Source organism: Pseudomonas sp. YQ_5 (genome assembly GCF_043103305.1).
Lineage (GTDB): Bacteria > Pseudomonadota > Gammaproteobacteria > Pseudomonadales > Pseudomonadaceae > Aquipseudomonas > Aquipseudomonas putida_Y.
Map to the genome: position 1 here is coordinate 152,955 of NZ_JBICJS010000095.1, position 26,163 is coordinate 179,117.

At 62.0% G+C, this 26,163-nt stretch carries 31 protein-coding genes and 1 riboswitch; of the genes, 13 read left to right on the forward strand and 18 right to left on the reverse strand.

The features are described 5' to 3' along the window. The first annotated feature begins 49 nt into the window (after positions 1–49). Entirely contained in the window at positions 50–1,048 is a 999-nt protein-coding gene (locus ACF8EA_RS21520; protein WP_021783479.1) for a class I SAM-dependent methyltransferase, read from the forward strand. A 39-nt stretch (positions 1,049–1,087) separates the two neighbouring features. Next, positions 1,088–1,227, forward strand: a riboswitch (yybP-ykoY riboswitch). Between the two features lie 91 nt (positions 1,228–1,318). Then, complete coding sequence (locus ACF8EA_RS21525; protein ID WP_172402786.1) at positions 1,319–1,900, forward strand: TMEM165/GDT1 family protein; 582 nt, start codon at positions 1,319–1,321, stop codon at positions 1,898–1,900. A gap of 42 nt (positions 1,901–1,942) precedes the next feature. Here the strand turns inward: ACF8EA_RS21525 and ACF8EA_RS21530 are convergent, their stop codons facing one another. The 4 genes from ACF8EA_RS21530 to ACF8EA_RS21545 form a co-directional block, all read right to left on the reverse strand. Continuing rightward, positions 1,943–2,761: a M48 family metallopeptidase gene (locus ACF8EA_RS21530; protein WP_021783481.1), complete on the reverse strand. Its 819-nt coding sequence runs from the start codon at positions 2,759–2,761 to the stop codon at positions 1,943–1,945. 179 nt (positions 2,762–2,940) lie between these two features. Continuing rightward, a complete protein-coding gene (locus ACF8EA_RS21535; RefSeq protein ID WP_021783482.1) occupies positions 2,941–3,561 on the reverse strand; it encodes an SOS response-associated peptidase in 621 nt (206 codons plus the stop codon). Between the two features lie 15 nt (positions 3,562–3,576). Then, positions 3,577–3,837: a putative signal transducing protein gene (locus tag ACF8EA_RS21540; RefSeq protein ID WP_021783483.1), complete on the reverse strand. Its 261-nt coding sequence runs from the start codon at positions 3,835–3,837 to the stop codon at positions 3,577–3,579. Further along, positions 3,837–4,022 (reverse strand): CPXCG motif-containing cysteine-rich protein, encoded by a 186-nt coding sequence (locus ACF8EA_RS21545; RefSeq protein WP_010951999.1) that lies wholly within the window; start codon positions 4,020–4,022, stop codon positions 3,837–3,839. The genes ACF8EA_RS21540 and ACF8EA_RS21545 overlap by 1 nt, the downstream gene beginning before the upstream one ends. A 122-nt stretch (positions 4,023–4,144) precedes the next feature. Between ACF8EA_RS21545 and ACF8EA_RS21550 the strand changes: the two genes are divergently transcribed. Further along, the gene (locus tag ACF8EA_RS21550; RefSeq protein WP_014589682.1) at positions 4,145–5,314 is read left to right on the forward strand and encodes a 1-acyl-sn-glycerol-3-phosphate acyltransferase; all 1,170 of its coding nucleotides are present in this window, start codon (positions 4,145–4,147) and stop codon (positions 5,312–5,314) included. Positions 5,315–5,349: 35 nt separating this feature from the next. On the opposite strand, the gene ACF8EA_RS21555 is transcribed toward ACF8EA_RS21550, so the two are convergent. Further along, positions 5,350–5,610: a hypothetical protein gene (locus ACF8EA_RS21555; protein ID WP_021783484.1), complete on the reverse strand. Its 261-nt coding sequence runs from the start codon at positions 5,608–5,610 to the stop codon at positions 5,350–5,352. Positions 5,611–5,770: 160 nt separating this feature from the next. Here ACF8EA_RS21555 and ACF8EA_RS21560 point away from each other — a divergent pair, with 160 nt between their 5' ends. After that, positions 5,771–5,977 carry a hypothetical protein gene (locus ACF8EA_RS21560; RefSeq protein WP_031322363.1) on the forward strand — a complete coding sequence of 69 codons (207 nt, stop codon included), beginning with the start codon at positions 5,771–5,773 and terminating at the stop codon, positions 5,975–5,977. A gap of 74 nt (positions 5,978–6,051) precedes the next feature. Here the strand turns inward: ACF8EA_RS21560 and ACF8EA_RS21565 are convergent, their stop codons facing one another. Continuing rightward, positions 6,052–6,636, reverse strand: coding sequence for a YajG family lipoprotein (locus ACF8EA_RS21565; protein ID WP_021783486.1), 585 nt, complete (start codon positions 6,634–6,636; stop codon positions 6,052–6,054). 145 nt (positions 6,637–6,781) lie between these two features. Between ACF8EA_RS21565 and ACF8EA_RS21570 the strand changes: the two genes are divergently transcribed. Next, positions 6,782–7,015 carry a hypothetical protein gene (locus ACF8EA_RS21570; RefSeq protein WP_028698060.1) on the forward strand — a complete coding sequence of 78 codons (234 nt, stop codon included), beginning with the start codon at positions 6,782–6,784 and terminating at the stop codon, positions 7,013–7,015. Positions 7,016–7,615: 600 nt separating this feature from the next. After that, positions 7,616–9,124, forward strand: a complete 1,509-nt coding sequence (mqo, locus tag ACF8EA_RS21575) for a malate dehydrogenase (quinone) (RefSeq protein WP_021783488.1) — start codon at positions 7,616–7,618, stop codon at positions 9,122–9,124. 159 nt (positions 9,125–9,283) lie between these two features. Here the strand turns inward: mqo and ACF8EA_RS21580 are convergent, their stop codons facing one another. The 4 genes from ACF8EA_RS21580 to ACF8EA_RS21595 all read right to left on the reverse strand — a co-directional run bounded on the left by ACF8EA_RS21580 (position 9,284) and on the right by ACF8EA_RS21595 (position 11,198). Further along, a complete protein-coding gene (locus tag ACF8EA_RS21580) occupies positions 9,284–9,574 on the reverse strand; it encodes a PA4642 family protein (protein ID WP_003247360.1) in 291 nt (96 codons plus the stop codon). A gap of 68 nt (positions 9,575–9,642) precedes the next feature. Further along, a complete protein-coding gene (locus ACF8EA_RS21585) occupies positions 9,643–10,113 on the reverse strand; it encodes a hypothetical protein (protein ID WP_021783490.1) in 471 nt (156 codons plus the stop codon). A gap of 51 nt (positions 10,114–10,164) precedes the next feature. Beyond that, positions 10,165–10,638, reverse strand: coding sequence for a WbuC family cupin fold metalloprotein (locus ACF8EA_RS21590; RefSeq protein ID WP_392523161.1), 474 nt, complete (start codon positions 10,636–10,638; stop codon positions 10,165–10,167). A 2-nt stretch (positions 10,639–10,640) separates the two neighbouring features. Next, positions 10,641–11,198 (reverse strand): hypoxanthine-guanine phosphoribosyltransferase, encoded by a 558-nt coding sequence (locus ACF8EA_RS21595; RefSeq protein ID WP_003247364.1) that lies wholly within the window; start codon positions 11,196–11,198, stop codon positions 10,641–10,643. A 162-nt stretch (positions 11,199–11,360) separates the two neighbouring features. Between ACF8EA_RS21595 and upp the strand changes: the two genes are divergently transcribed. Both upp and ACF8EA_RS21605 read left to right on the forward strand, forming a co-directional pair. Beyond that, positions 11,361–11,999, forward strand: coding sequence for a uracil phosphoribosyltransferase (gene upp, locus ACF8EA_RS21600; RefSeq protein ID WP_103470146.1), 639 nt, complete (start codon positions 11,361–11,363; stop codon positions 11,997–11,999). 2 nt (positions 12,000–12,001) lie between these two features. Beyond that, positions 12,002–13,267 carry a uracil-xanthine permease family protein gene (locus ACF8EA_RS21605; RefSeq protein WP_103443485.1) on the forward strand — a complete coding sequence of 422 codons (1,266 nt, stop codon included), beginning with the start codon at positions 12,002–12,004 and terminating at the stop codon, positions 13,265–13,267. 35 nt (positions 13,268–13,302) lie between these two features. Here the strand turns inward: ACF8EA_RS21605 and hemH are convergent, their stop codons facing one another. Together hemH and ACF8EA_RS21615 are read right to left on the reverse strand one after the other, a co-directional pair. Continuing rightward, the gene (gene hemH / locus ACF8EA_RS21610; RefSeq protein ID WP_274118923.1) at positions 13,303–14,319 is read right to left on the reverse strand and encodes a ferrochelatase; all 1,017 of its coding nucleotides are present in this window, start codon (positions 14,317–14,319) and stop codon (positions 13,303–13,305) included. A 13-nt stretch (positions 14,320–14,332) separates the two neighbouring features. Beyond that, positions 14,333–15,238 carry a TIGR01777 family oxidoreductase gene (locus tag ACF8EA_RS21615; protein ID WP_274118922.1) on the reverse strand — a complete coding sequence of 302 codons (906 nt, stop codon included), beginning with the start codon at positions 15,236–15,238 and terminating at the stop codon, positions 14,333–14,335. Positions 15,239–15,424: 186 nt separating this feature from the next. On the opposite strand from ACF8EA_RS21615, the gene ACF8EA_RS21620 reads away from it, so the two are divergent. From ACF8EA_RS21620 to ACF8EA_RS21640, 5 genes are all read left to right on the forward strand, one after another. Continuing rightward, positions 15,425–16,411, forward strand: a complete 987-nt coding sequence (locus ACF8EA_RS21620; protein ID WP_021783495.1) for an NAD(P)/FAD-dependent oxidoreductase — start codon at positions 15,425–15,427, stop codon at positions 16,409–16,411. 103 nt (positions 16,412–16,514) lie between these two features. Beyond that, entirely contained in the window at positions 16,515–17,483 is a 969-nt protein-coding gene (locus ACF8EA_RS21625) for a DUF523 and DUF1722 domain-containing protein (RefSeq protein WP_274118921.1), read from the forward strand. After that, positions 17,473–18,372: a MerR family transcriptional regulator gene (locus ACF8EA_RS21630; RefSeq protein ID WP_274118920.1), complete on the forward strand. Its 900-nt coding sequence runs from the start codon at positions 17,473–17,475 to the stop codon at positions 18,370–18,372. Before ACF8EA_RS21625 ends, ACF8EA_RS21630 begins: the two co-directional genes overlap by 11 nt. Next, on the forward strand, positions 18,363–19,805 hold the full coding sequence (gene phrB / locus ACF8EA_RS21635; protein WP_021783498.1) for a deoxyribodipyrimidine photo-lyase: 1,443 nt from the start codon (positions 18,363–18,365) through the stop codon (positions 19,803–19,805). Before ACF8EA_RS21630 ends, phrB begins: the two co-directional genes overlap by 10 nt. Then, positions 19,802–20,500, forward strand: coding sequence for an SDR family oxidoreductase (locus tag ACF8EA_RS21640; RefSeq protein ID WP_392523163.1), 699 nt, complete (start codon positions 19,802–19,804; stop codon positions 20,498–20,500). Before phrB ends, ACF8EA_RS21640 begins: the two co-directional genes overlap by 4 nt. A 63-nt stretch (positions 20,501–20,563) precedes the next feature. Here ACF8EA_RS21640 and ACF8EA_RS21645 read toward each other — a convergent pair whose 3' ends face one another. The 6 genes from ACF8EA_RS21645 to hemA all read right to left on the reverse strand — a co-directional run bounded on the left by ACF8EA_RS21645 (position 20,564) and on the right by hemA (position 25,914). Continuing rightward, complete coding sequence (locus tag ACF8EA_RS21645) at positions 20,564–21,082, reverse strand: acyloxyacyl hydrolase (protein ID WP_028698057.1); 519 nt, start codon at positions 21,080–21,082, stop codon at positions 20,564–20,566. 106 nt (positions 21,083–21,188) lie between these two features. Continuing rightward, positions 21,189–21,986 (reverse strand): glutamate racemase, encoded by a 798-nt coding sequence (gene murI / locus ACF8EA_RS21650; protein WP_028698056.1) that lies wholly within the window; start codon positions 21,984–21,986, stop codon positions 21,189–21,191. Then, positions 21,979–22,734, reverse strand: a complete 756-nt coding sequence (locus tag ACF8EA_RS21655; RefSeq protein ID WP_028698055.1) for a molybdopterin-synthase adenylyltransferase MoeB — start codon at positions 22,732–22,734, stop codon at positions 21,979–21,981. Before ACF8EA_RS21655 ends, murI begins: the two co-directional genes overlap by 8 nt. Further along, positions 22,728–23,558 carry a peptide chain release factor N(5)-glutamine methyltransferase gene (prmC, locus tag ACF8EA_RS21660; protein ID WP_021783503.1) on the reverse strand — a complete coding sequence of 277 codons (831 nt, stop codon included), beginning with the start codon at positions 23,556–23,558 and terminating at the stop codon, positions 22,728–22,730. Before prmC ends, ACF8EA_RS21655 begins: the two co-directional genes overlap by 7 nt. After that, entirely contained in the window at positions 23,558–24,640 is a 1,083-nt protein-coding gene (prfA, locus tag ACF8EA_RS21665) for a peptide chain release factor 1 (protein ID WP_003247392.1), read from the reverse strand. The genes prmC and prfA overlap by 1 nt, the downstream gene beginning before the upstream one ends. Further along, the gene (gene hemA, locus ACF8EA_RS21670; RefSeq protein ID WP_003247394.1) at positions 24,637–25,914 is read right to left on the reverse strand and encodes a glutamyl-tRNA reductase; all 1,278 of its coding nucleotides are present in this window, start codon (positions 25,912–25,914) and stop codon (positions 24,637–24,639) included. Before hemA ends, prfA begins: the two co-directional genes overlap by 4 nt. Between the last annotated feature and the right edge of the window lie 249 nt (positions 25,915–26,163).

Below are 26,163 nucleotides of genomic sequence, written 5' to 3' on the forward strand. Positions count from 1 at the left end.
GCGCCCGCCTCTGCTACACTGCGCCACTTTTTTCCAGGAGACGTCGTCCATGGACCCGCGCAGTGAAGTGTTGCTCCGCCAGGCAGAGCTGTTTCAGGGGCCGCTGCTGATCGCCGGCGCCCCCGCCGACGACCTGCTCGGCCAGTTGCCTCAGGCCCAGGCCTGGACTTGGCATGCCGGCGATCAGGCCATGCTCGAAAGCCGTTTCGCAGGCCGCAGCCATTACGGCGTCGAGGCCCCTGAAGCAGCATTCGACAGCGCCGTGCTGTTCCTGCCCAAATCCCGCGAGCTGGCCGCCTACCTGCTCAACGCCCTGGCGTCGCGCCTGGCTGGCCGCGAGCTGTACCTGGTCGGTGAGAAGCGCGGCGGCATCGAGGGCGCGGCCAAGCAGTTGCAGGCCTTTGGCAAGCCACGCAAACTCGACAGTGCCCGGCACTGCCAGCTGTGGCAAGTGACCATCGACCAGGCGCCACAGGCAAAACCGCTGGAAAGCCTGGCCGAGCGCTTCGAGCTGGCCCTGGAAGACGGCCCGCTTCAGGTGGTCAGCCTGCCTGGGGTATTCAGCCATGGCCGACTCGACCGAGGTACTGCCCTGCTACTGAAGCATCTTGACGGCCTGGCCGATGGCCACATGCTGGACTTTGGGTGCGGTGCCGGGGTGCTGGGTGCCACGCTCAAACGCCGATACCCACAAAGCCGGGTGACCTTGCTGGACGTGGATGCCTTCGCCGTGGCCGCCAGCCGCCTGACGCTGGCTGCCAACGGCCTGGAAGGCGAAGTGATCAGCGGCGATGGCATTGACGCAGCCCCTACCGAACTGAGCCTTATCCTGAGCAACCCGCCGTTCCACACCGGCGTTCATACCAACTATCAAGCTTCAGAAAACTTGCTGAAAAAATCGGCCGTTCATCTGCGAAAAGGTGGCCAAATACGCTTGGTGGCCAACAGCTTCCTGCGCTACCAGCCACTGATCGAAGGGGCATTGGGCAACTGTCAGGTACGTGACGAGGCCGACGGCTTCCGCATCTACCAGGCAACTCACGGATAAAAACAGCGCTTGCCGAAAGCGTTTTGCCTAGGCAGAATCCGCACCGTCCTAGGGGAGTAGTCTCCCGCGAGCACCCAGCTCGCCCGGTACGCGTCAACATACTTGGTCCACAGACCATGGCGCGTGCGACCCACCATGCAAGCCTGCATGGCGAGATCCGCATAGACGGATCGAGGGTTTGACAAGACCTATGACACGCACACCTTACCCGGGGCGGGAAGGCTGTACGTGTCATAGCCGTGTCGACCCGCCCCCGTAGGAATCCTGATGCTGGAATCTCTGTTGGTCCCCACCGCTATCGTTGCCTTGGCCGAGATCGGCGACAAGACGCAACTGCTCGCACTCATTCTCGCTGCCCGCTTCCGCAAACCCTGGCCGATCATCGCCGGCATCATCGCCGCCACCCTGGCCAACCATGCCGCGGCTGGTGCCGTGGGGGCTTGGGTCGGCAGCTTCTTCAGCGAATCGGCGCTGCACTGGATCCTGGCCGCGAGCTTTACCGCCACCGCACTGTGGACCCTGGTGCCGGACAAAATGGATGACGACGAGAACCCGGCTCGCCGTTTCGGGCCGTTCCTGACGACACTGATTGCGTTCTTCCTGGCCGAAATCGGCGACAAGACCCAGGTCGCTACCGTGATGCTGGCCGCGCAGTATCCGCACCTGATCATGGTCATTATCGGCACTACCCTGGGCATGCTGATTGCCAACGTGCCGGTGGTGCTGGCGGGCAACTTCGCGGCTGACAAACTGCCGTTGACGCTGATTCGCCGCCTGGCGGCAACGGCGTTCTTCGTGCTGGCGATCGTGGCCGTCTATTCGGCAATGAAGACCAGTGGCTGGATTGGGTAAAGGGAAAGCGGGGGCTGCCATGCAGCCCCTGCATTCAGGCAGTTACGGTTTGGCTGCAGCCTGATACAGCGGCATCACCTTCGGAATCGCCGCCTGCAGCGAAGCAATGCGGCTCGCGGACGCCGGGTGAGTGCTCATGAACTCAGGCGGTGCACCTTCGGAAGCCTTGCTCATCTTGTTCCACAAGGTGATCGCGGCATTCGGGTCGTAGCCGGCACGGGCCGACAGCTCCAGGCCAATGAGGTCGGCCTCGTTCTCGTTGGCCCGGCTGTTGGGCAAGGTCATGGCGTAGTTCACCACCGTGTCGGCCATGGCCATGCTGCTCTGGCCGAGGCCGAAGATGGCACCGGCACCCTGGCGAGCCATTTCCACACCGTATGCCTTGGACATGGCCTCGCGGCTATGCTCACGCAAGGCGTGGGCAATCTCGTGCCCTACCACTGCGGCAATTTCCGCATCGGTGAGCTTGAGCTGATCGATCAGCCCGGTGTAAACGATGATCTTGCCGCCCGGGCCGCAGTTGGCGTTCAGTTCGTCACTCTTGATCACGTTGACTTGCCAGTCCCACTGCGCGGCATCCGGGCGGAATTTGGGCGCCTGGGCAATCAGGCGGTTGGCAATGGCCTGCACACGCCTGGCATCGGCACTGGACTTGTCGAGCACACCCTTGCTCGATGCTTCACCCAGGGTCTGCTGATACGACTGGGCGTACATCTGATTGACCTCGTCGGTCGAGAGCATGCTGAACATGTACTGCTGGCGCTCGACGCCAACAGCACCGCCGCTGGTGGTATTCACCGCCTGGCAGCCGGCCAGCAGGATGCCAGCACTCAACAGGCTGACGACAAAAGACTTACGCATGAAAACACTCCCTTTTTACATGCGCCGTATCCTAGGCCGAGTCGCCAGTGGCTGCCATAGCCGCAGGGAAGATTTTCGTCGCCTGTACCGATCCCTTCGCAGGCAAGCCCGTCCGCACAGGGGAACACGACCGTTGTAGGAGCGGGCTTGCCCGCCAAAGGACCGGCGCAGACAACCTATCAAGCCGGGGTCAAACACTCCGGCGCATCCAGCTTCGGGTCATTGACGAAATTGGCCAAGGCTCGCTCACGCAACGTCGCCGGCGGGCTGGCCAGCAGCTCGTGCAAACGGGCAACCGGCGTGTCCGGGTCAAGCCAGGCCGCCTGCCCCGCTTCGTCGAGGATGAGCGGCCGGCGCTGGTTCATGGCGGCCTGGGTCACCACCGCGCAACTCAGCCATACCTGGTCCTGCACCGGGTAGGCTTCCCAAACCGCCGCAAAGTACAACGACGCCCCCTCCCCCGGGGTCAACCAGAACGGGCGTTTGCGCACGTTGCCACGCCATTCGTAAAAGCCGTTGGCCGGCATCAGGCAGCGACGCTGGCGAAATGCATCGCGAAACATTGGCTGTTCGGCCAGCGTTTCGGCCCGGGCATGGGCGGGGGTACGGGACAGGTCGGTGAGCCAGGCCGGGGTCAACCCCCAGCGCGCCTTGGCCAGTTGCTGTTGGCCGTCAAGCTGACGCTGGATCAGCACCGACGCCCCAGGCGATATATTCCATTGGGCCGGCTGGCCGACGGGGAAGCCCGGCAGACTGGCAAGGGCCTGGGGCCAGCGAAACAGGGCGTAACGTCCACACATGGGCGAATTCAGAACCTAGCAGATCAAGGTACCGGGGACATCCTCCGGTTCGTCGCCAACCAATGGCTGGGCATCATTGTACGCATCGATCAGACGCCGTGCGCATTCGGCCTGCTCATCAGCGACAATGAGCCCCAGCAGCCCCTGCAAAGGCAGCTCGCCGGCGGCACCGAGCAGGTCACGGCCGACCACATGTACCTCGATCCCTTCGCTGGCAAGCATGCCCGCCAGCATTTGCGCCTCGAGCAGGCTTTCCGGTTCATAGATGCGCTGCATCAGGTGTCGTCCTCGCGGCGGACTTCAAGCATCCATTCGTCACCGTGCACCTGCAGAATGCACACCACAGGCTGGCAGCACACCTGGCAATCCTCGGTATAAACCTGGTCGCCAGCAGATAGATCGACGGTAGTTTCCACACGTTCGCCACAATAAGGGCAATCATAGAAGTCGGTTTCCAGCATCGCGGCCTCCGCAGTGACTTATGCGTATAATTGCCGGTCTGTTTACAGGGCCTGTGTGCGTCCGAGCCGTTTTTCGGAGCCCGTCCCTACCTTATTACCCTAGCCGTTTCCAACAAGAGAGCATGATGGGCGAATTCGATGCCATCCGACCGTACGACGACGCTGAGGTCCCTGCCGTTCTGGCACGCCTGCTCAGCGACCCGGCATTCCTCGATATCCTCACCCACTTCCGCTTTCCGCGGGCGGCCGGTGCTCTCGGCTGGTTGCTCAAGCCCTTGATTGCACGCCGCCTGCGCAAGGAATTCGCCGGCGTTACCTGTGTCTCGACCTTGCAGGACAAAGTCGAGTACTACGTCGACCAGACCATCGATCGCGCCACCGACGGCGTCACCTACTCGGGTGTGGAACAGCTCAAGGCCGGCACCGCCTACCTGTTCCTGGCCAACCACCGTGACATCGTCATGGACCCGGCCTTCGTCAACTATGCGGTGTACCACGCCGGCCTGCCCACGCCGCGCATCGCCATTGGCGACAACCTGCTGCAAAAGCCCTTTGTCAGCGACATGATGCGCCTGAACAAGAGCTTCATCGTGCACCGTTCGATCAGCGGGCGACGCGAAAAACTGGCTGCTTACCAACTGCTATCGGCCTACATCAACCACTCGATCCGTAACGATGCCACCTCGATCTGGATCGCCCAGGCCGAAGGTCGGGCCAAGGACGGTGACGACCGCACCGACTCGGCGATCCTCAAGATGTTCCACATGAGCCGCAAGGACGAGCCGTTCGGTGCAGTGATCCAGAGCCTGAACCTGACCCCGGTGTCGATCAGCTACGAGTACGACCCGTGCGACCAGGCCAAGGCCCGGGAGCTGTACATCCGCGCCACCACCGGCACCTACAAGAAGGCGCCGGGCGAAGATGACAACAGCATTGCCAAAGGCATTACCGGCTACAAGGGCCGCGTGCACATCAACTTTGCGCCGCCAGTAACCGAATACCACGAAGACACCAAGCAGCTGGCTGCGGAGATCGACCGGCAGATTCTGGGGGGCTACCGACTGTTCCCGGTGCATTACCTGGCGTATGCGATGTGGGAGGGCAAGGACGAAGCCCTGCAGGTGCCAAGCGCTGAGAAGGTGTTCCCGGCGGATGAGCTGGCCAAGGCCAAGGAAGAATGGCAACGGCGTCTGGATGCCTGCCCGCAAGAGCAGCGGCCTTACCTGGTGTTGCAGTATGCGACGCCGGTGCGCAACCAGTACCAGGTCAGACAGCAGGCACCTGTAGCCTGATCAGGTTCGGGGCTGCCTTGCGGCCCCGATGGTTCTCAGACCCAGGTGCTGAACCAGGACAGCAGCAGCGCCATCGCCAGGCACGAAAAGCCAAGAATGTAGAAGTATTTCGGCACCCGAAGGTCGAACGCGTCCACGACCCCCTCGTCTGCTGCCATGTACTCGCGGGTTTCGGCCTCGCGCCGCCGCGCACTGTGCAGCAGCAAACCGCCCGGGCAGGTCAGCAGCAGCGCCAGCAGGTTGATCAGCTTGGTGGGGTGGGCGGCCAGGAACCCCCAGAGCACTTGCAAAGACATCACGCAACCTCGGTGTGAGCAACGGCAAAGGCCAGCATTCTACCCAAGTCGCACCTTGGTGCCCGGCTTTGGCGACAAACTGTCATTAAATTTCATCTGTCATCCGCCCGTCATCAATACAGGCGACCCTGTCGGCCTTTTCATGGCCCGGAGCCTTTTCATGTTGCACGCCGAAAACCAGGACCGCCTCTACCTCGTTGCCCAGAGCGATGAACAACAGGCGTTGATCGATGGTTTTGCCATCAATGTGCAGGACCGCCAGTGGCTGGTCTACTGTGCGCTTGGCGGGCACGCGCATGAGGATTTGCCCGAAGTGCATGCAGGCACAGGATTCAGCTTGCTGGATTTCCACATAGAAGCTGCGTGAGCCTGCGCCGACCGGACAATAAAAAACCCGCGGCCTGTCACTCAGGCAGCGGGTTTTCTTGTACAACCTGAAGCTTACTGACCGAGCACCTGCCCGATGCTCGGGTCCTTGAACAGGCGGGTCAGGGCATCGCTCAGCACATCACCCACCAGCTGGTTATTGGTGTCCTGATTCGGCGCCATGCCGAAACGCTGGTCCAGCGAAGCGCCATAACGGCCGCTGTAACGGCGGCCACCATTGGTCACATCAGCACGGAAGGTGGCGCCGATGGTGGCCTCGGTCACGTAAAGGTTGTCTTTGGGCGACTGGTACTTCAGCTCAGCCAGGGTCACGGTCAGCTGCGGTGCATTGCCGGCGTTCGGGGTCGGGGTGAAGCCGAGCAGGCGCACAGCCGCTTCAGCCTGAGCCTGCAGCTTGGGCACCACGTCATTACCGCTGACACTGATGGTGCTGGTCTCGGGGTACATGCCACCGCGGGTACCCAGGGACTGCGAAGGCCGCCCATCCACTACCCGGACCACTACCGGCTGGCCATGGCCGACCGGGGCCAGCTGGGCCTTGAGCGTGGGTTGCGGATTGAGTTGTTGCGGGCTGTGGGCACAACCGACCAGGCTGAGGCTGGCCACGGCGATCAAACCGAACAACAGACGTTGCAACATGCGCGTTTCTCCAGAAAATGCGGCAAAGGCCCACAGTATACCCAGCCAGGCACAGACCAGTCATCGGCCCGCCCCGGTTGTCACAATCGTTTCATGGCCACTCCCTTATCCTTGCGCCAAGCCCTAACGCAAAGGACTCGCCGCCATGGCCTCGCTCTGGACTCTGCTCTTCCAACGGCCGCGCCACAACGCTTATGCCCGCCTTGACGCTGATGGCAAATGCCTGGCCTTCAAGCAATGCAGCCAGGCACCAAGCGGCATCGACTGGGTGCAGGTCAGCGAAATTCAGCTAGCCTGGCTGGGGCGCGAGCTGCCCATCGAAGCCCGGGTTTGCGCCCGCGCAAGCCGCCGTTGGCACCAGCGCCTCCTCGCTGTCTGACAAACGCTGCAATAAAAACCACGAATGGCGACATTTCTGCCCGCGACATCGCTATAATCTCCCCCCGATTATAAGGACGTCTCCTGATCGGGCCCCGCATCCGCCGATTGACCCCGGCAACTTCACCGCTTCGCCCACAGAGAGCCTTCCACTCAGGTCTTGCATCGGCTGTCGTGCCTGTTTTTCCGGCCCTTCACACTGCATGAACCTGCGGGTTGCCATCGCGCAGTCCCCTTTTGAGGTTCACGTCTCCAAAAGAGCGTGAAAAAACGGTTTTCACAACTTCACAAGAGTGTGGCGAGCAAATGAACAGTCTGGCATGTGCAAAAGCGGCAGATGTGTCCCGAACAGCCCTGAACAGGCGGCAGATGCGCTCATCCTGTATGAGTGTCTGAACCGTTCCATAACGCACGCACGACACCTTGACCATAAGTCGAATTGCCGCACCTGTGGCAAACGGCGTTCAATACCCGAACCCGAAGACTGATTGGCGGTGTCCGCGGAAGTTGCAAGAACTGCGAAAAGTCGGACATGGCGACCCTGGCAACCCCAGGTCCTATGCTGTCAATTAGGTAGCTGTAGATTGTGGAGACGCGTTAAATGGCGCAGAACGAATCGGTTGATGTGGTACTGGTAGGCGCGGGCATCATGAGTGCCACCCTGGCCGTACTGCTGAAGGAGCTTGACCCGACCCTGAAGCTTGAGGTCGTCGAGGCGATGGACTCCGGGGCCGCGGAAAGCTCCAACCCCTGGAACAACGCAGGCACCGGCCACGCCGGCCTGTGCGAGCTGAACTACACGCCGCAGGCCGCCGATGGCAGCATCGACATCAAGAAGGCCGTGCACATCAACACCCAGTTCGAGGTTTCGCGCCAGTTCTGGGCCTACCTGTGCAAGAAGGGCAACTTCGGCTCGGCGCGTGCCTTCATCAACCCTGTCCCGCACCTGAGTTATGTCGAGGGTGACAAGGGTGTTTCCTTCCTCAAGAAGCGCTTCGAGCTGCTCAAGCAGCACCATGCCTTCGCCGAGATGGAATACACCGAAGACAAGGCCGTGATGAACGACTGGATGCCGCTGATGATGCCTGGCCGCCCGGCCGACCAGCACATCGCCGCTACCCGCGTGGCCAAAGGCACCGACGTGAACTTCGGCGCACTGACCAACAAGCTGCTCAAGCTGCTGGGCGACTCGCCGGACGCGCAGGTCAAGTACAGCAAGAAGGTTGTTGGCCTGCGCCGTAACGGCAGCGGCTGGACCGTGAGCATCAAGGACGTCAACAGCGGCGGCAGCCGTGAAGTCGACGCCCGCTTCGTCTTCCTCGGCGCTGGTGGCGCGGCCCTGCCGCTGCTGCAGTTGTCCGGCATTCCGGAAAGCAAAGGCTTCGGCGGCTTCCCGGTCAGCGGCCAGTGGCTGCGCTGCGACAACCCGGAAATCGTCAAGCAGCACCAGGCCAAAGTGTATAGCCAGGCCGCCGTAGGCGCCCCGCCGATGTCGGTACCGCACCTGGACACCCGCGTCGTGGACGGCAAGACTTCGCTGCTGTTCGGCCCCTATGCCGGCTTCACCACCAAGTTCCTCAAGCACGGCTCGCTGATGGACCTGCCGCTGTCGGTGCGCATGGGCAACATCGGCCCGATGCTGGCTGTGGCCCGCGACAACATGGACCTGACCAAGTACCTGGTCAGCGAAGTGATGCAGTCGATGGAGCAGCGCCTGGAAGCCCTGCGTCGCTTCTATCCGCAGGCCAAGGCCGAGGACTGGCGCCTGGAAGTGGCTGGTCAGCGTGTGCAGATCATCAAGAAAGACCCGAAGAAAGGCGGCGTGCTGCAGTTCGGTACCGAGCTGGTCTCGGCCCAGGACGGCAGCCTGGCCGCACTGCTCGGCGCATCGCCGGGTGCCTCGGTAACCGTATCGATCATGCTGGAACTGATTGAGCGCTGCTTCCCCGAGCAGGCCAAGGGTGCCTGGGCTGCCAAGCTCAAGGAAATCTTCCCGGCTCGCGAGAAGACCCTGGCAACCGATGCTGCGCTGTACCACAAGATCAGTGCCGATAACGACGCGGCCCTGGACCTGGCAGAAAGCAGCCCGGCGGCCAAGCATTACGCCTGAACTGCCTGCTAACGAAAAAACGCCCCTCGGGGCGTTTTTTTGTGCCTGGGTGTTTGTCAGCCTGTGCCGGCCCTTTCGCGGGTAAACCCGCTCCTACAAGGACCGCATATCCTTTGTAGGAGCGGGTTTACCCGCGAAAGGGCCGGGACAGGTTACCAATCAGCCACGGGCTTTATCGATGATCTCGATGTACTCAGGTGCATTGCGCTGGTCGGCAATCTGCTCGACGAAGGTTTTGCCGTGCTCGTCCTTGCCATCCAGGTCCAGACCAGCTTCGACGAAGAAGCCTACAAAGCGCTCGAAGTCGTCAACGCGCAGGCCACGGTAGGCCTTGACCAGCTTGTGCAGCGACGGCGAAGTCACACCATCGGCCGGCTCGAACTGAAGGAACGACTTGATGTAGTCGTCGCTGATTTCGTCACCGATTACCTGTTTCTTGTCTTTACGCATTGCCGACTCCAACTGGACCATCACTGAATTTCGAAGGCCGGCAGTTTACCCCCCGCAGGCTTCGCGCCTCAACGCGTACGTACCGTCCCGGTGTGCAGGTCGGCCCAGATGTGGCCGTTGCCATAAGTCAGAAACTGCACGTATAGGGTTTCGTTACGCAGCAGGTCCATGACCACCCGGTAGTTGCTGACCGGGTAATTCAGGCTCAAGGTACGGGTTTTAGCGTCATACACAGGCTTTTTCAGGCTTTTGGCCGCTTCACCATCGAACGTCAGCAGCACCTGGGCAATGGTCGCACCCTTGCTCAGCGGCTTGCCCTTCAGACGCACCTGCAATGACGATGTGATCGGGATCGGTTGCTGATCGGACTGGCGCTGGGCCCCTACGACCACCGAATAGTCAGTCACCTGCAGCAATTGCTGGCTGGTCGGCGCTTCCTGGCGCAGGGACTGGTCATCAGGTGGCAGGAACTGACTGTGCAGCGGTGCGGCAGCGAGCGGCATACTGACCGCCAGCAGGAGGGGAAGAATCGCACGCATGTGAGGCTCCTTGTCTGAAGGAGCACTCTAGCACGCCGGGTACAGCCGATATCAATCGAAAAGCGCGCGCATCCAGGCCTGGTAATCGGCCACACCGGCTTCACCCTCGCGCGGCGCCCAGTGTGCGTGCTCACCCTCGCCCACCGGTCGGTATGGCCCAGCCTTGCACTCGAACAACATACTGTCCGGCTCCAGCACCACCAAGCCATGGTAGGTACCAGGCGCCAGATCCACCCCCAGACAGTCGCCACCGGCCTGCAGCACCCGCTTGTCAGTGACCGCGCCTTGCTCATCGAAGATCAACAGGCCAAAGCGCCCCTTGAGCGCTATCAAGGTTTCAGCCTTGTCGGCGCTCAAATGGCGATGCGGCGGAATGTAGGTGCTCGGTTGCAGCCCGACCGCCATGCGATGGCACGGCTCTTCCATTTCATGGAAGGTGTGATGCTGCCGCCCGCGCGGGTTGGCAGTAGCCTTTTCGGCCAGCCCGGCGAACAGCGATTGGTCGATGAACGCAGGCTGGCGCACGGTTACAGCCCCTTTACGGCGAAGATGCCGTTAGCGTTGCGCCAGTAACCTTTGTAGTCCATGCCGTAACCGAAGATATAGCGATCAACGCAAGGCAGGCCCACATAGTTGGCCTTGAGGTCAGGGCTTGCCTTGCGGTCGTGGTCCTTGTCGATCAGCACAGCGGTGTACACCGAGCGGGCGCCGGCATGCTTGCAAAACTCGATGATGGCGCTGAGGGTGTGCCCTTCGTCGAGGATATCATCGACGATCAACACGTCACGGTCGATGAACGACACTTCCGGCTTGGCCTTCCAGAAAAGCTCGCCACCGCTGGTCTGGTTGCGGTAGCGGGTAGCGTGCAGGTACGAAGCTTCCAGCGGGAACTGCAGGTGGGTCAGCAGTTTGCCGGAGAAGATCAGGCCGCCGTTCATCACGCAGAACACAACCGGGTTCTTGTCGTGCAGGTCCTTGCAGATCTGCTCGCCGACTTTGGCGATGGCCGCTTCGACTTCGGCTTCGGTGTACAGGCAGTCAGCTTCACGCATGACTTGACGGATATGCTCGAGATCGGCGGACATGGCGCTCTCCGGGGGGTGCATTTTGGAAAAGCGGGCAAAGGTACGCATCCGCTCGTCACAGATCAAGCATTTATGGACTAACGTCCAGAATGACCAGACGACAGCAAAGGCTGAATAGATTAATCTAGCGCGGTTTTTTTGCCCGCCTTTCGGAGCCCCCCTATGCCCACTCGTGAGATCCGCCATCCGCTGATCCGCCACAAGCTCGGCCTGATGCGCCGTGCCGATATCAGTACCAAAAACTTTCGCGAACTCGCCCAGGAAGTCGGCGCGCTCCTGACGTATGAAGCCACCCAGGACCTGCCCCTCGAAACCTACGAGATCGACGGCTGGTGTGGCAAGGTCTCGGTTGAAAAAATCGCCGGCAAGAAGATCACTGTAGTACCGATCCTGCGCGCCGGCATCGGCATGCTCGACGGCGTGCTCAGCCTGATTCCGGGTGCCAAGGTCAGCGCCGTCGGCGTTGCCCGTAACGAAGAAACCCTCGAAGCCCATACCTACCTGGAAAAGCTCGCGCCGGACATCAACCAGCGCCTGGCCCTGATCATCGACCCGATGCTGGCCACCGGCGGCTCGATGGTTGCCACCATCGACCTGTTGAAAAAGGCCGGCTGTAAAGAGATTCGCGCCATGGTCCTGGTCGCCGCGCCAGAAGGCATCGAGGTGGTGGAAAAAGCCCACCCGGACGTGAAGATCTACACCGCCTCGATCGACCAGCACCTGAACGAACACGGCTACATCGTGCCTGGCCTGGGCGATGCCGGTGACAAGATCTTCGGCACCAAGCAAAAGGACGCCTGACCATGCAGGACGGCTTCAACGACCCGCTCTGGCGCCAGGTCGTTTCGGGCGCGCAGATGCTCTTCGTGGCATTCGGCGCGCTGGTGCTGATGCCCCTGATCACCGGCCTCGACCCGAACGTCGCGCTGTTCACCGCCGGCATCGGCACGCTGCTATTCCAGCTGGTCACCGGTCGTCAGGTACCCGTGTTCCTGGCCTCGAGCTTTGCCTTCATTACGCCGATCATCCTCGCCAAAGGCCAGTTCGGGCTTGCCGAGACCATGGGTGGTGTAATGGCTGCTGGCTTCGTGTACACCTTCATGGGGCTGATGGTCAAAGTCAAAGGCACCGGTTTCATCGACCGCATGCTGCCGCCGGTCGTGATCGGCCCGGTGATCATCTCCATCGGCCTGGCCATGGCACCGATCGCCGCCAACATGGCGATGGGCAAAGGTGGGGACGGTACAGCGCTGATGCCGTACAAGACGGCCATGCTGATCTCGATGCCAGCGCTGCTGACAACCTTGATCGTTGCCGTATTCGGCAAAGGTATTTTCCGCCTGGTTCCCATCATCTCCGGCGTGCTGGTGGGCTTTGCCCTGTCGTTCGCCTTTGGCGTGGTCGACACCGCCAGGATCGCTGCCGCACCGTGGCTGGAAATCCCCAATTTCACCGCCCCTGCGTTCAACTGGCAGGCCATTCTGTTCATCGTCCCGGTTGCTCTGGCGCCGGCGATCGAGCACATCGGCGGGGTGATCGCAGTGGGCAGCGTGACCGGCCGTGACTACCTGAAAAAGCCCGGCCTGCACCGCACTTTGCTGGGCGACGGCCTGGCCACCACTGCTGCCGGCCTGTTCGGCGGCCCGCCCAACACCACCTACGCCGAAGTGACCGGCGCGGTGATGCTGACCAAGAACTACAACCCGAAGATCATGACCTGGGCGGCGGTCTTCGCCATTACCCTGGCCTTCATCGGCAAGTTCGGCGCGCTGCTGCAGAGCATCCCGGTGCCGGTGATGGGCGGCATTTTGTGCCTGCTGTTCGGCTCGATTGCAGCGGTGGGCATGAACACCATGATCCGCCACCAGATCGACCTGGCCGAAGCACGCAATCTGGTGATCGTCTCGGTGACACTGGTGTTCGGTATCGGCGGCGTGCTGATCGGCAGCGGTGACGGCCCGGATGACTGGGGCCTGAAGGGCATCGCCCTGTGCGCCATTGTGGCTATTGCCCTGAACCTGATTCTGCCGGGCAATGATGGCTGGAAGCACAAGAAGCTGGATGTATAACCGGTCGGAAGGGGCCGCAACACGGCCCCTTTGATTCAGGCCTTTTCACACATATCAGCCAACACCCTGACCCACTCCGGGTGATCATTCAGGCACGGCACCAGCACCAGCTCCTGGCCGCCAGCCTCGACAAACTGCTCGCTGCCACGCATGCCAATCTCTTCCAGCGTCTCGATGCAATCCGCCACAAACGCAGGGCACATCACCAGCAGCTTCTTCACCCCGGCCTTGGCCAGCTCATCCAACCGCGTCTCGGTGTAGGGTTCGATCCACTTGTCCCGCCCCAGCCGCGACTGGAACGATACCGACCATTTGCCATCAGGTATGCCCATGCGCTGCGCAAAGGCCTTGGCCGAAGCCAGGCATTGCCCGCGATAGCAAACCGAACGTACTTCGGCGGGTGCACCGTGGCAGCAATCGGCAGCACGCAGGTCGTGCTTGACCCCCTTCGGAAACAGCTTCTTCAGGTGCCGTTCCGGCAAGCCATGGAAGCTCAGCAGCAGGTGGTCGTAACCCTGCTCCAGGTATGGCCGGGCGCTGGCTGCCAGCGCCTCGATGTACGCTGGGTGCTCGTAGAACGGCTGCAGCACGCGCATCTGCAACGGCAACTGCCGCTCGCTGACCGTCTGTTTTGCCTGCTCGACCACAGTGGTCACCGTACTGTCGGCGAACTGTGGATAAAGCGGTGCCAAAGTCACCTTGCGCACACCTTGAGCGGCCAACCGCGCCAACACATCAGGCAAGGCCGGCTGGCCGTAGCGCATGGCAATTTCCACCGGGCCATGGGGCCAGTGCTCAACCATCGCGGCCTGCAGGCGACGGGTCAGCACAACCAAAGGCGAGCCCTCCTCCCACCAGATCGAAGCGTAGGCATGTGCCGACTGCTCCGGGCGCTTGATCAGGATCAGTGACACCAGCAAGCGCCGCACCGGCCACGGCAGGTCGACCACGTACGGGTCCATGAGGAACTGGTTGAGGTAGCGGCGCACATCGGCCACCGAGGTGGAGGCCGGGGAACCCAGGTTGACCAGCAGCAGGGCGTGATCGGTCATGCAGCGTCCTATGTCAGAGGCGACTGGACAGGTTGTCCAGCGCCGATTGCAGATCGTTGAAGCGGAAGGTGAAGCCGGCTTCGAGCAAGCGTACCGGGCGCGCCCGCTGGCCTCCCAGCAGCAAGGTCGACATCTCGCCAAGCCCGGCCTTGAGCAGCAATGCCGGCACTGGCAGCAGCGCCGGCCGATGCAGGGCGCGGCCCAGTCGCCTGGCAAACTCACGGTTGCGCACAGGCTCCGGGGCACAGGCATTATAAGGACCGCTGGCATCCTTGTGCTGCAAGAGAAAATCAATCAGGGCGACCTGGTCATCTATATGAACCCAGGGCATCCACTGCCGCCCGTTGCCCAAAGGCCCGCCCAGCCCCAGCTTGAAGGGCACGCGCAGGCGCGACAAAAAGCCGCCGTCACTGGCCAGCACCAGGCCGGTACGTACCAGTACCACGCGGATCCCCTGTGCTTGCGAACGCTGGGCGGTCTCTTCCCAGGCAATACACAACTGGCTGGCGAAATCTTCACGCACCGGGGGTGAAGCCTCGGTCAGTTCACGTTCGCCGCCGTCTCCGTACCAACCTACCGCAGAGCCGGAGATCAACACCTCCGGGCGCTGCTCACGGGTGCCCAGCCAAGCCAGCAATTGCTCGGTAAGGGTGACACGGCTGGCCCACAACAAGTTGCGCCGGGCGGCCGTCCAGGGCCTGTCGGCAATCGGCGCACCGGCAAGGTTGACCACCGCATCAAGATGATCATCGGCCTCCAGCTGCTCCAGGCGGGCGATGCCACGTACCCCGCTACCACAAATCTTCGCCACCTGTTCAGGACGCCGACTCCAAACCGTAAGTCGATGCCCTTGGCCAAGCCAGTACTGGCATAGATGCTTGCCAATCAAACCGGTGCCACCTGTCAGCAATATATGCATGGCTGTGTCCTCGCAGAATGCGGCGGTGGTCTATTTTTAACATCAAGGCACTTTTTTGACCCGACGCTCTCGGATAAACATAGGCCAACCTGTTCGCCACACGGAATAACCTTATACATAATTTGTGCATTGTACAGGTTTGCCTGACAGCGTAGTCTGCTCACAGCAAGGTTTGAAGAGGCCATCATGACAGTACCTATCGCCATCATCGGGGCCGGCATCGCCGGCTTGTCAGCCGCCCAGGCCTTGCAGAAGGCCGGGCAATCCGTGCACTTGTTCGACAAAGGCCACGGCAGTGGCGGGCGCATGGCCAGCAAACGCAGCGAGGCCGGCGCCCTCGACCTCGGAGCCCAATACTTCACGGCCCGTGACCGCCGCTTTGTCGATCAGGTGCAGCAATGGGTGGCCGCTGGCTGGGCCGAGCAGTGGAAGCCTCAGCTGTACAACTACCTTGATGGCGAACTCACCCCCTCCCCCGACGAGCAGACGCGCTGGGTAGGCGTGCCACGCATGAGCGCCATCACCCGAGGCTTGCTCAAGGACGTCACCGTCAACTTCGGCTGCCGCATCGCGGAAGTGTTTCGCGGCAAGCAGTACTGGCACCTGCAGGACACCGAAGGTTGCAGCCACGGCCCCTACAGCCGTGTAGTGATCGCCGTCCCGGCACCGCAGGCCACGCCACTTCTGGCCGCCACACCGAAGCTGGCTGCCGTGGCCGCTGGCGTGCAAATGGAACCTACCTGGGCCGTCGCCCTCGCCTTCGAGGCACCGCTGGATACGCCAATGCAAGGCTGCTTCGTGCAGGACAGCCCGCTGGGCTGGCTGGCCCGCAATCGCAGCAAGCCCGGCCGCGATGAGCACCTGGACACCTGGGTACTACACGCCACGTCAGACTGGAGCCGGCAGCACATCGACCTGCCCAAGGAAGAAGTCATCGAACAGCTGTGGGGCGAATTCGCCGAGCTGGTCGGCTGCGTGGTACCGCCGCCCACCTTCGCCCTCGCCCACCGCTGGCTCTATGCCCGCCCCAGCAGCAACCATGAGTGGGGGGCACTGGCGGATGCTGACCAAGGCTTGTACGCCTGTGGGGACTGGTGCCTGTCCGGCCGCGTCGAGGGCGCCTGGCTCAGTGGCCAGGAAGCAGCTCGGCGCTTGCTCGAACACCTTGAGTGATGCAGAACTATACAAAAATACTAGTTTGCATAACTTCAGCGCTGTGCTGAAATAAACCTGTACAAGATTTGCGTCACGTACAGGTTTATTTTCGGAGGCAGCCATGCACGACCCTTCCGTACACAGCAAGCCACGCATCGCCATCAGCGCCTGCCTGACCGGGCACAGCGTGCGCTACAACGGCGGCCACAAGGCTTCCGACCTGTGCCGTAAACAGCTGGAACATCACTTCGACTGGCTACCCGTGTGTCCGGAAGTGGCAATCGGCCTGGGTATTCCCCGTGACCCGATTCGCCTGGTCGGCAACCCCGAACAGCCCGAAGTGGTCGGCACCCGCGACCGCGGCAAGGACCTGACCGACCCGCTGCGCACCTATGGTGAGCAGATGGCCAACGAACTTGACGACATCTGCGGCTACATCTTCATGCAGAAGTCTCCTTCTTGCGGCCTGGAACGGGTAAAGGTCTATCAGGACAATGGCCACCCGGCCGTGCATGGCGGCCGTGGTGTCTATGCCCAGGCTTTCTGCGCGCTGCGCCCGGACCTGCCAGTAGAGGAAGAAGGTCGGCTGCATGACCCCGTGCTGCGCGAAAACTTCATAAGCCGCGTTTACGCCTACGCCGACTGGCAGCGCCTGTTGGCCGAAGGCCTGAACCGTGGTGCTCTGGTGCGCTTTCATTCGCGCTACAAGTATTTGCTGATGGCCAACAACCCCCAGGCCTATCGCACCCTCGGCCGCCTGCTTGGCAGCATGAGCAAGGATGACGAACCACAGAGCATCGGCCCGCGCTATTTCAGCCAGCTGATGCAGGCCCTGCGCCGCTGTGCCAGCCGCGGCACCCACAGCAACGTGCTGCAGCACCTGAGCGGTTACTTCAAGGATGCCCTGACGCAGCAGGACAAGGCTGAGTTGCAGGCAGTCATCGGCCAATACCAACAAGGCGTGGTACCACTGGTAGTGCCACTGACCCTGCTCAAACACCATTTGCGCAAGCACCCAGACCCCTACCTGCAGCAGCAAGCCTACCTGCAACCGCACCCCGAGAGCCTGGGCTTGCGCAATGCGGTCTGAGGATTTGCTGCCCATCGGCGAACTGGCCCGTCGCACCGGCGTCAACCCCGTCACCCTGCGCGCCTGGGAGCGCCGTTATGGGTTGCTCAAGCCACAGCGCACCGCCAAGGGGCATCGCCTGTATCCACTTGAGCAGGTCGAACGCGTCGAGGCCGTCCTGGCCTGGCTGCAGCGTGGCGCGTCGGTCGGCCAAGTCCGCGAGTTGCTCGACAAACCTACCAGCACTCCACCAAAGGGTGACTGGCAAGCCAGGCAATTCCAGCTGATCGAGGCCATCGCCAGCCTGTCACAGCGCGCCCTCGACCAGCAACTTAACCAGGCCATGGCGCTGTACCCGGCGGTCACCCTGTGCGAGCAATTGCTGCTGCCGCTACTCGACATGCTCGACCTGCGCTGGCGCAATTACTTCAACGCTCGGCTGGAGCAGGTGTTTTTCCACAGCTGGCTACGCAGCAAGCTCGGTGCCCGCGTGTATCACGACAACCAGCTGCTGCAAGGCCCTGCCGTATTGCTGGCCGAAGACAGCGAACGCACCTTCAGTCCAGGCTTATGGTTGTGCGCCTGGCTGCTCACCAGCAACGGCTTCCCGGCCGAGGTACTCGAGCAGCCTGTCGCAGGCCCGCAATTGCTAAGCGCCGTCAACGTGCTGAAACCACGCGCCTTACTCCTGCACCTGGGGCCACGCATCGACGACAAGGCGTTGCTGCGCACCCTGCAAGGCTTGCCGGTCCCCAAGCTACTGGGCGGTACCACGCTGGCGCTGCATGAAGCCCGCTTGAAGGCTTTTGAGCTTCCCGATCTTTTCCTGTTCGATACCCCGCAGGCGGCATTGCGCGTGCTTCAAGCCCACGATCGACAGCCTGTAGAGAAAACTCCCCCATGCACCTGACCTGGCTGCGCAGCGACCTGCGCATCGATGACAACACTGCACTCAGCGCCTCCACAGAGCGCGGCCCGACCATCGCCCTGTGGCTTGTCAGCCCCGGGCAATGGCAAGCCCATGACGATGCCGACTGCAAAGTCGACTTCTGGCTGCGTAACCTGAATGACCTGCGCCAATCACTGGAAAAGCTGAACATACCCCTGCTGATCCGCACAATCGAAACCTGGGACCAGGCGCCACAGGCGGTGCTCGATGTCTGCCGCCAGCATCAGGTGCAAAGCGTGCACTGGAACGAGGAGTACGGCATCAATGAGCAGCGCCGGGATGATGCCACCCGGGCACTGCTGGAAAAGTCGGCCATCCAGGCACACAGCTACCTCGACCAGCTGTTCTTCCGTCCGGGCACCGTGCTTACCCGCAGTGGCGATTACTTCCAGGTCTTCAGCCAGTTCAAGAAAACCTGCCTGGAACATTTGCACCGCAGCCTGCCGGCCTTGGCCCGGCGAGTGAAGCGCCAGGCACCGTTGAACATCGGCAGCGATCCGGTCCCGCTACACGTAGAGGGATTCGGAACAACCACGCACACAGTGCGCGCCCACTGGCCAGCAGGTGAGGCTGAGGCACAGTCCCGCCTGTCACGCTTCCTCGACGAAGCCATCGACGATTACCAGCACTTGCGTGATTTGCCTGCCAAGCCCGGTACCAGCCAGCTTTCACCCTACCTGGCCGCCGGCGTGATCTCGCCCCGCCAATGCTTGCACGGTGCACTGGCCTGCAACCGGGGCGAGTTCGACAGTGGCAGCACGGGCGTGCAGACCTGGGTCAACGAGCTACTGTGGCGCGAGTTCTACAAGCACATCCTGAGCGGTTATCCACAGGTCTCCCGCCACCGCGCCTTCCGTGCCCAGACCGAGGCCCTGCCGTGGCGTGACGCCCCGGCAGACCTGGAGGCGTGGGAGCAGGGCCGCACCGGTTTCCCGATCATCGATGCCGCCATGCGCCAACTGCTGCACACCGGGTGGATGCACAACCGCTTGCGCATGGTCGTGGCCATGTTCCTCAGCAAGAACCTGCTGATTGACTGGCGCAAGGGCGAGCGGCACTTCATGCGCCACCTGATTGACGGCGACCTGGCCGCCAACAACGGGGGCTGGCAGTGGAGTGCGTCCACCGGCACCGATGCGGTGCCCTATTTCCGTATCTTCAACCCGATTTCGCAGTCGCAGCGCTTCGATCCTCAGGGGCATTTCATTCGCCACTGGGTACCAGAACTACAAGCGCTCGATGAAAAAGCCATCCATCAGCCCATTAAATCGACGGACCTTTTCGGTAATACTGCTTACCTAAGTCCAATCGTAGATCTCAGCAGCAGTCGCCAGCGGGCCCTGGAAGCGTTCAAAGGGCTGCCACGCCGGCAGAATCAGGGGATAACGTCTTGAATAACTCACGCAGTTTCTGGGTTACGGGCGCAAGCAACGGACTTGGCTTGGCTTTGGTGAAGAGGATGCTCGAGGAAGGGCATCGCGTTGCCGCCAGCGGCAAGGATGGCGCTGCACTGGATGCTTTGGGGGCACGCTACGGCCGCCAATTGTTGCGTTTGCCGTGGCAGTTGCATGAAGAACAACAAATCACCCATGCATGCCAACAGATTTGCCATGCCTGGTGTTCGCTGGACGGTCTGATCATCAACACCGGCACCAGCGATTACCTGTCAGCCGATGTCAATGACGCTGAGCTGATCGAAACAATCGTCACTACCAACCAGCTTGCCGCAGAGCATTGCCTGGGCAAAGCGCTGCCGTTGCTGGCAAAGGGGCAGTCACCGCAGGTGATGGCGCTTTTCAACCGTTATTCGGCGTTGCAGCTGTTTGCACCGACACAGGTGACTGCGGGCTGGAACAACTTGCCGCAGTGGATGCGTGAGCAGCGCAAGGCCCTTGAGGAGCAAGGGGTAGCACTGACCATTGTAGGACCACAATCGCTGAAGGTAACGGTGACGTCGGCACAGGCGATACCGGAGGCGTGGACGCCCGACAGTGCCGCTGAGGAGTTATTGCGGCGGTGGCCTCAGCGAGAACCGGAACTGGTCCTGGAGACGCTGGACGTCAGTAGCCTGTGGCCACTGACGCGCTAACACCTGAATTCAGTACTACCCCCTTCGCGGGCATTGCCCGCGAAGGGGGGAATGCAGGTGAACTCAGAGCGCCATTCGGTAATGCAAGCTATAGCTTTCTACACCATCATTGGGCTCTTTGATGCCGGCGTTCGAGTAGTGAATCGCCCGCACCCCAATCTCATGCCCGCCGGCAAAGCGCAAACCAAAGCCGATGCGATCCTCGAACTGGAAAGCCGAACCCAGCTCGTTGCTTTCCAACTCGGTGCTGGAGAACGCCGCCACCCCGATCCCCGCTTCGATGTAAGGCTTCACCGACTCCCCGGCAAATTCATAGACGAACACTGGCGCGAAGGACAGGCTGTGATTGCTCGCGGTCTCGTCGCCATCCCAGTAGGTGTAGGCGCCATCCCAATAGCCGGTCAGCCGACCAACGCTGGTCTGCCACCAGCTCGCATCCCAGTTCGATTGCAGCCCTAGCCGGTAGACCATGGTCGAATCGCCGGTCTGCCCCACCGAAAACGAAACATCTGCAGCTTGTACCGACATCGATTGTCCCATAACAAAGGCAGCAGCCGCTGCCAAGCCGAGCAGTTTCCTCATGAGAAACATCCTTCTTCCTGATGCTGTTGTTAGTGTCCGCCTCATCTCAGGCAAAGCGGTAGAAAGCAGAAGTGGAACGATAGTTCAGCTGGTTTTCACGTTTTTTTCACAACGCAAAGCTTTGCACATCGCCGGACTTATGCCACAGCACAGGTAGGATTTTTCTTAGGATTTCTGGGTCAGCGCTTGTCCAGAAACGTGCAGCGCCAGCCGGGCCTTCGGCCAGCAGATCATTGGCACCCAACAGCCGTCGCAACTGACGCGCCACGGCCGCGCCGGTGTCGATGATGGCCACGTCCTCCGGCACCATGCTGGCCAGCAATGGGCGAAGGAAAGGGTAATGGGTGCAGCCGAGGATCAGCGTATCGCAACCTGCTGCCAGCAGCGGCTGCACGTAACCTTGCAGCATCTGGCGCAACGCCGGGCTTGCAAGGTCACCGGTTTCGATCAGCTCGACCAGCCCTGGGCAAGGCTGGGTGATAACCCGTACGTCATTGGCGAAGCGGTCGAGCAAGGCTGCGAACTTGGCACTCTGCAGGGTACCGGTAGTGGCCAGCACACCGACCACGCCTGAGCGGGTGGCGGCTGCAGCAGGCTTCACGGCCGGCTCCATGCCCACCAACGGCCAGGTCGGATACAACTCTCGCAGGTCGGCCACTGCCGCCACCGTGGCGGTGTTGCAGGCCAACACCATGGCCTTTGCGCCTTGCTCATGGAAGAACCCGGCAATGTGCCGGCAGCGCTCGCGGATATAGTCCGGCGACTTCTCACCGTAGGGTATATGCCCGCAATCGGCCACATACAGTAACGTCTCATTGGGCAGCAGGCGCTGGATCTCGGCGAGCACCGACAAACCTCCAACCCCCGAGTCCATGACGCCTACCGGCGCCGAGCGCTCAGCCATCGCGCTTGCCACAGACCGTGCACGCCGGGTCGCGCTTGACACGAAGCTCGCGGATACGGGTACCTAGGGCATCAATCAACAGCAAGCGGCCGACCAACGGTTCACCGAAGCCCGCCAGCAGCTTCATCGCCTCCAGCGCCTGCAGGCTACCCACCAGCCCCACCAGCGGGCCAATGACGCCTGCTTCGCTGCAAGTCAGTTCAGCTTCGCTACCGTGTCCGTAAAGGCAGTGGTAGCACGGGCTGTAGTCGCGCCGCGGGTCGAACACCGACAGTTGACCTTCCAGACGGATTGCCGCACCGCTGACCAGTGGCTTGCTGGCGGCGACACAGGCAGCGTTGACCGCTTCGCGGGTAGAGAAATTGTCGGAGCAGTCCAGCACCAGGTCGACCGCCGCCACCGCAGCCGCCAGCGAGTCCTCGTCCAGTGCCTGGCGGTGAGCAACCAGGCTGACTTCCGGGTTGATAGCCTGCAAACGCTGCAAGGCCGAGTCGACCTTGCTCATGCCGACGCTGGCACTGTCGTGGATTACCTGGCGTTGCAGGTTGGTCAGGTCGACGGTGTCGAAGTCGGCCAGGTGCAGCTCACCTACTCCGGCCGCGGCCAGATAAAGGGCAACTGGCGAGCCCAGGCCACCCAGCCCGACAATCAGCGCTTTGCTCTGCTTGAGCCGCAGCTGGCCATCAATGTCGATCTGAGCCAGCAGCACCTGGCGGCTGTAACGTAGCAGTTCCTGATCACTCAGCATGGCAGTCGCCCCAGGGTAATGCGTTCATGGCCGCCCAGGTCCGTGCGGCTGGCCACCTCGATAAAGCCATGTTCAGCCAGCAGAGCGCGTACCGCTGCCGCCTGATCGTAGCCATGTTCCAGCAGTAGCCAGCCACCAGGCAACAGGTGCGCTGGGGCCTGGGTAGCGATCACACGAAGGTCGTCCAGGCCATCGGCACCGGCCACCAGTGCACTGCTGGGTTCGAAGCGCACGTCTCCGGTCGCCAGGTGCGGATCTTCAGCAGCGATGTAGGGCGGGTTGCTGACGATGAGATCGAAACGCTCGCCGGCCAGGCTGTCGAACCAGTGGCTTAGCCGTACCCGAGCGTTGGCCAGTCCCAACCGCTGACGGTTGCGCTCGGCGAGGGCAGCAGCCTCCTCCACACGGTCAACCGCTGTCACCTGCCAGGCCGGGCGCTCGCTGGCCAGCGCCAGGGCGATGGCACCCGTTCCCGTACCCAGGTCAAGAACCTTGGCTGGCGAAGCGGGTTGCAGCTCAAGGGCCGTCTCGACCAGTAGCTCGGTATCCGGCCGCGGGATCAGGGTATGCGGCGCAACCTCCAGGTCGATCTTCCAGAAGCCCTGCAGCCCAAGGATATAGGCCACTGGCTCGCCGCCACGGCGGCGCTGCAGGTAGCTGGCATAGGTCTCGGCATCTTCGCTGCTGACGATACGCTCAGGCCAGGTGTGCAGGTAGCTGCGCGACTTACCGATGGCCGCAGCCAGCAGCAACTCGGCATCCAGGCGCTCAGTGGGCGATTCGGGCAACTGCGCGTTGCGCAACAGGCTGGCGATGACAGTCATCAGTCCCCCAAGGCGGCCAGTTGATCGGCCTGGTATTCGGCCAGCAGCGGTTCGATCACCGCGTCTACGCCACCGCTGAGGATGTCGTCCAGCGAATACAAGGTCAGGTTGATGCGGTGATCGGTCACCCGGCCCTGTGGGTAATTGTAGGTGCGGATGCGCTCGGAGCGGTCACCGGAGCCCACCAGCAACTTGCGCTCACTGGCAATGGCGTTCTGCGCGGCGCTGGTCTGCATGTCGTTCAGCTTGGCCGACAGCCAGGACATGGCACGGGCGCGGTTCTTGTGCTGCGAGCGCTCCTCCTGGCATTCGACCACGATGCCGGTGGGCAAGTGGGTGATGCGGATCGCCGAGTCGGTCTTGTTGACGTGCTGGCCGCCGGCACCGGAGGCACGGTAGGTATCCACGCGCAGGTCGGCCGGGTTGATTTCGATGGCAGCCTGCTCGTCCGGCTCGGGTAGCACCGCCACCGTGCACGCGGAAGTGTGGACACGGCCTTGGGACTCGGTCTCGGGCACACGCTGAACCCGGTGCGCACCGGACTCGAACTTGAGCTTGCCGTAGACGTTCTCGCCCTCGACGCGGGCAATGATTTCCTTGTAGCCGCCGTGCTCGCCTTCGTTCTCGGACAAGATCTCCAGGCGCCAGCCGCGCTTTTCGGCGTAGCGCGAGTACATGCGGAACAGGTCACCAGAGAAAATGGCTGCCTCGTCGCCCCCCGTACCGGCGCGGATTTCGAGAAACACGTTGCGGCCGTCGTTGGGGTCTTTGGGCAGCAGCATGCGCTGCAGTTGCGCCTCCAGCGTCAGCAGTTGCTCCTTGGCTTCACGCACCTCTTCCACGGCCATTTCACGCAGGTCCGGGTCACTGTCCTTGAGCAGCGCCTGGGCGCCTTCGAGGTCGTCCTGGACTTTACGCCACTCTTTATAGGCAGCGTAAACCGGCTCGACCTCGGCATACTCACGGGAGTAGGCGCGAAAACGCGTCTGGTCGGAAATAACCTCGGCGTCACCGAGCAGGGCGGTGAGTTCTTCAAAACGGTCCTGGAGGATTTCCAGTTTGTTCAGCAGCGACGCTTTCATTGCGGGGATTTGTCCGTGGAGCCCTCGTTGAGGGCAAAGAGTTCCTGGGCCATGGCCAGCGCATCGAGGCGGCCCTCGGCCGAGAGCTTTTTCAACTGCACGCTGGGCGCATGCAGGAGTTTGTTGGTCAGGCCCCGGGCCAGTTGGGCCAGCACGTCTTCGGGGTTGCCGCCATTGGCCAGCAGGCGCAAGGCCTTTTGCAGTTCTTCGTCGCGAAGGCGCTCACTTTGCTGGCGATAGGCCCTGAGCACGTCCACCGCAGCCAGTTCGCGCAGGCGCAGCATGAAGTCTTCGGCGCCCACGGATACCAGCTCTTCGGCCGCCTGGGCCGCGCCCTGGCGGCTCTTGAGGTTTTCCGCCACTACATCGTGCAGGTCGTCGACGGTGTACAGGTAGACGTCGTCCAGCTCGCCGACTTCGGTTTCGATATCGCGAGGGACAGCGATGTCGACCATGAAGATCGGCTTGTGTCGGCGCTGTTTCAGTGCGCTCTCGACCGCGCCCTTGCCCAGGATCGGCAACTGACTGGCGGTGGAGCTGATCACGATGTCGCTGTTGGCCAGTTCCTGTGGGATGTCTGCCAGCAGCACGGCATGCGCACCGAACTGCTCAGCCAGGATGCTGGCGCGTTCCAGAGTACGGTTGGCCACCACGATACGGCGTACGCCCTGCTCGTGCAGGTGGCGGGCGACCAGCGTGATGGTTTCGCCGGCACCGATCAGCAGGGCCTGGCTACGGCCCAGGTCGGCAAAAATCTGCTTGGCCAGGCTGACTGCGGCGAACGCAACCGAAACCGGGTTTTCACCGATGGCGGTGTCGGTACGCACCTGCTTGGCGGCGCTGAAGGTAGCCTGGAACAGGCGCCCGAGCAACGGCCCGACGGTACCGGCTTCGCGGGCCACGGCGTAGGCGGACTTCATCTGGCCCAGGATCTGAGGCTCGCCGAGAACCAGCGAGTCCAGGCCCGAGGCCACGCGCATCATATGCTTCACGGCCTCGTGCTCTTCATGCACGTAGGCGCTGGCGCGCAGCTCGTCGAGGCTGAGGCGGTGATAGTCGGCCAGCCACTGCAGCACGGCGTCGGCGGACAGGTGGTCCTGCTCTATATAGAGCTCACTGCGGTTGCAGGTCGACAGGATCGCCGCCTCGCGGCTGGACGTCAGTCGGCAGAGCTGCTGCAGGGCGTCTACCAGCTGCTCTGGGGTAAACGCCACGCGCTCGCGTACGTCTACCGAGGCAGTCTTATGGTTGATACCAAGTGCAAGAAAGGCCATGCAAGGTCGCTGGTTGTGACGGGAAGCCGATAATTGTCCTCTTTCGCAGGTTTTAGAACAACCACCGTTCGCTATTGTGCTGATAGCGCTGCGGCTATCGCCGCTCGCGGGCCAGCATCAGCGTTGATTTCAGGTTTCACTCCCGCTTTTGATCTTCGCGACTTCAGGAGGCCGGAGAGAGGGGACCCCGGAGCGCAGCGCAGGGGCCGGATGATGGGAGCGCAGCGTTTTTTGGTGGGCTTGCCCCGG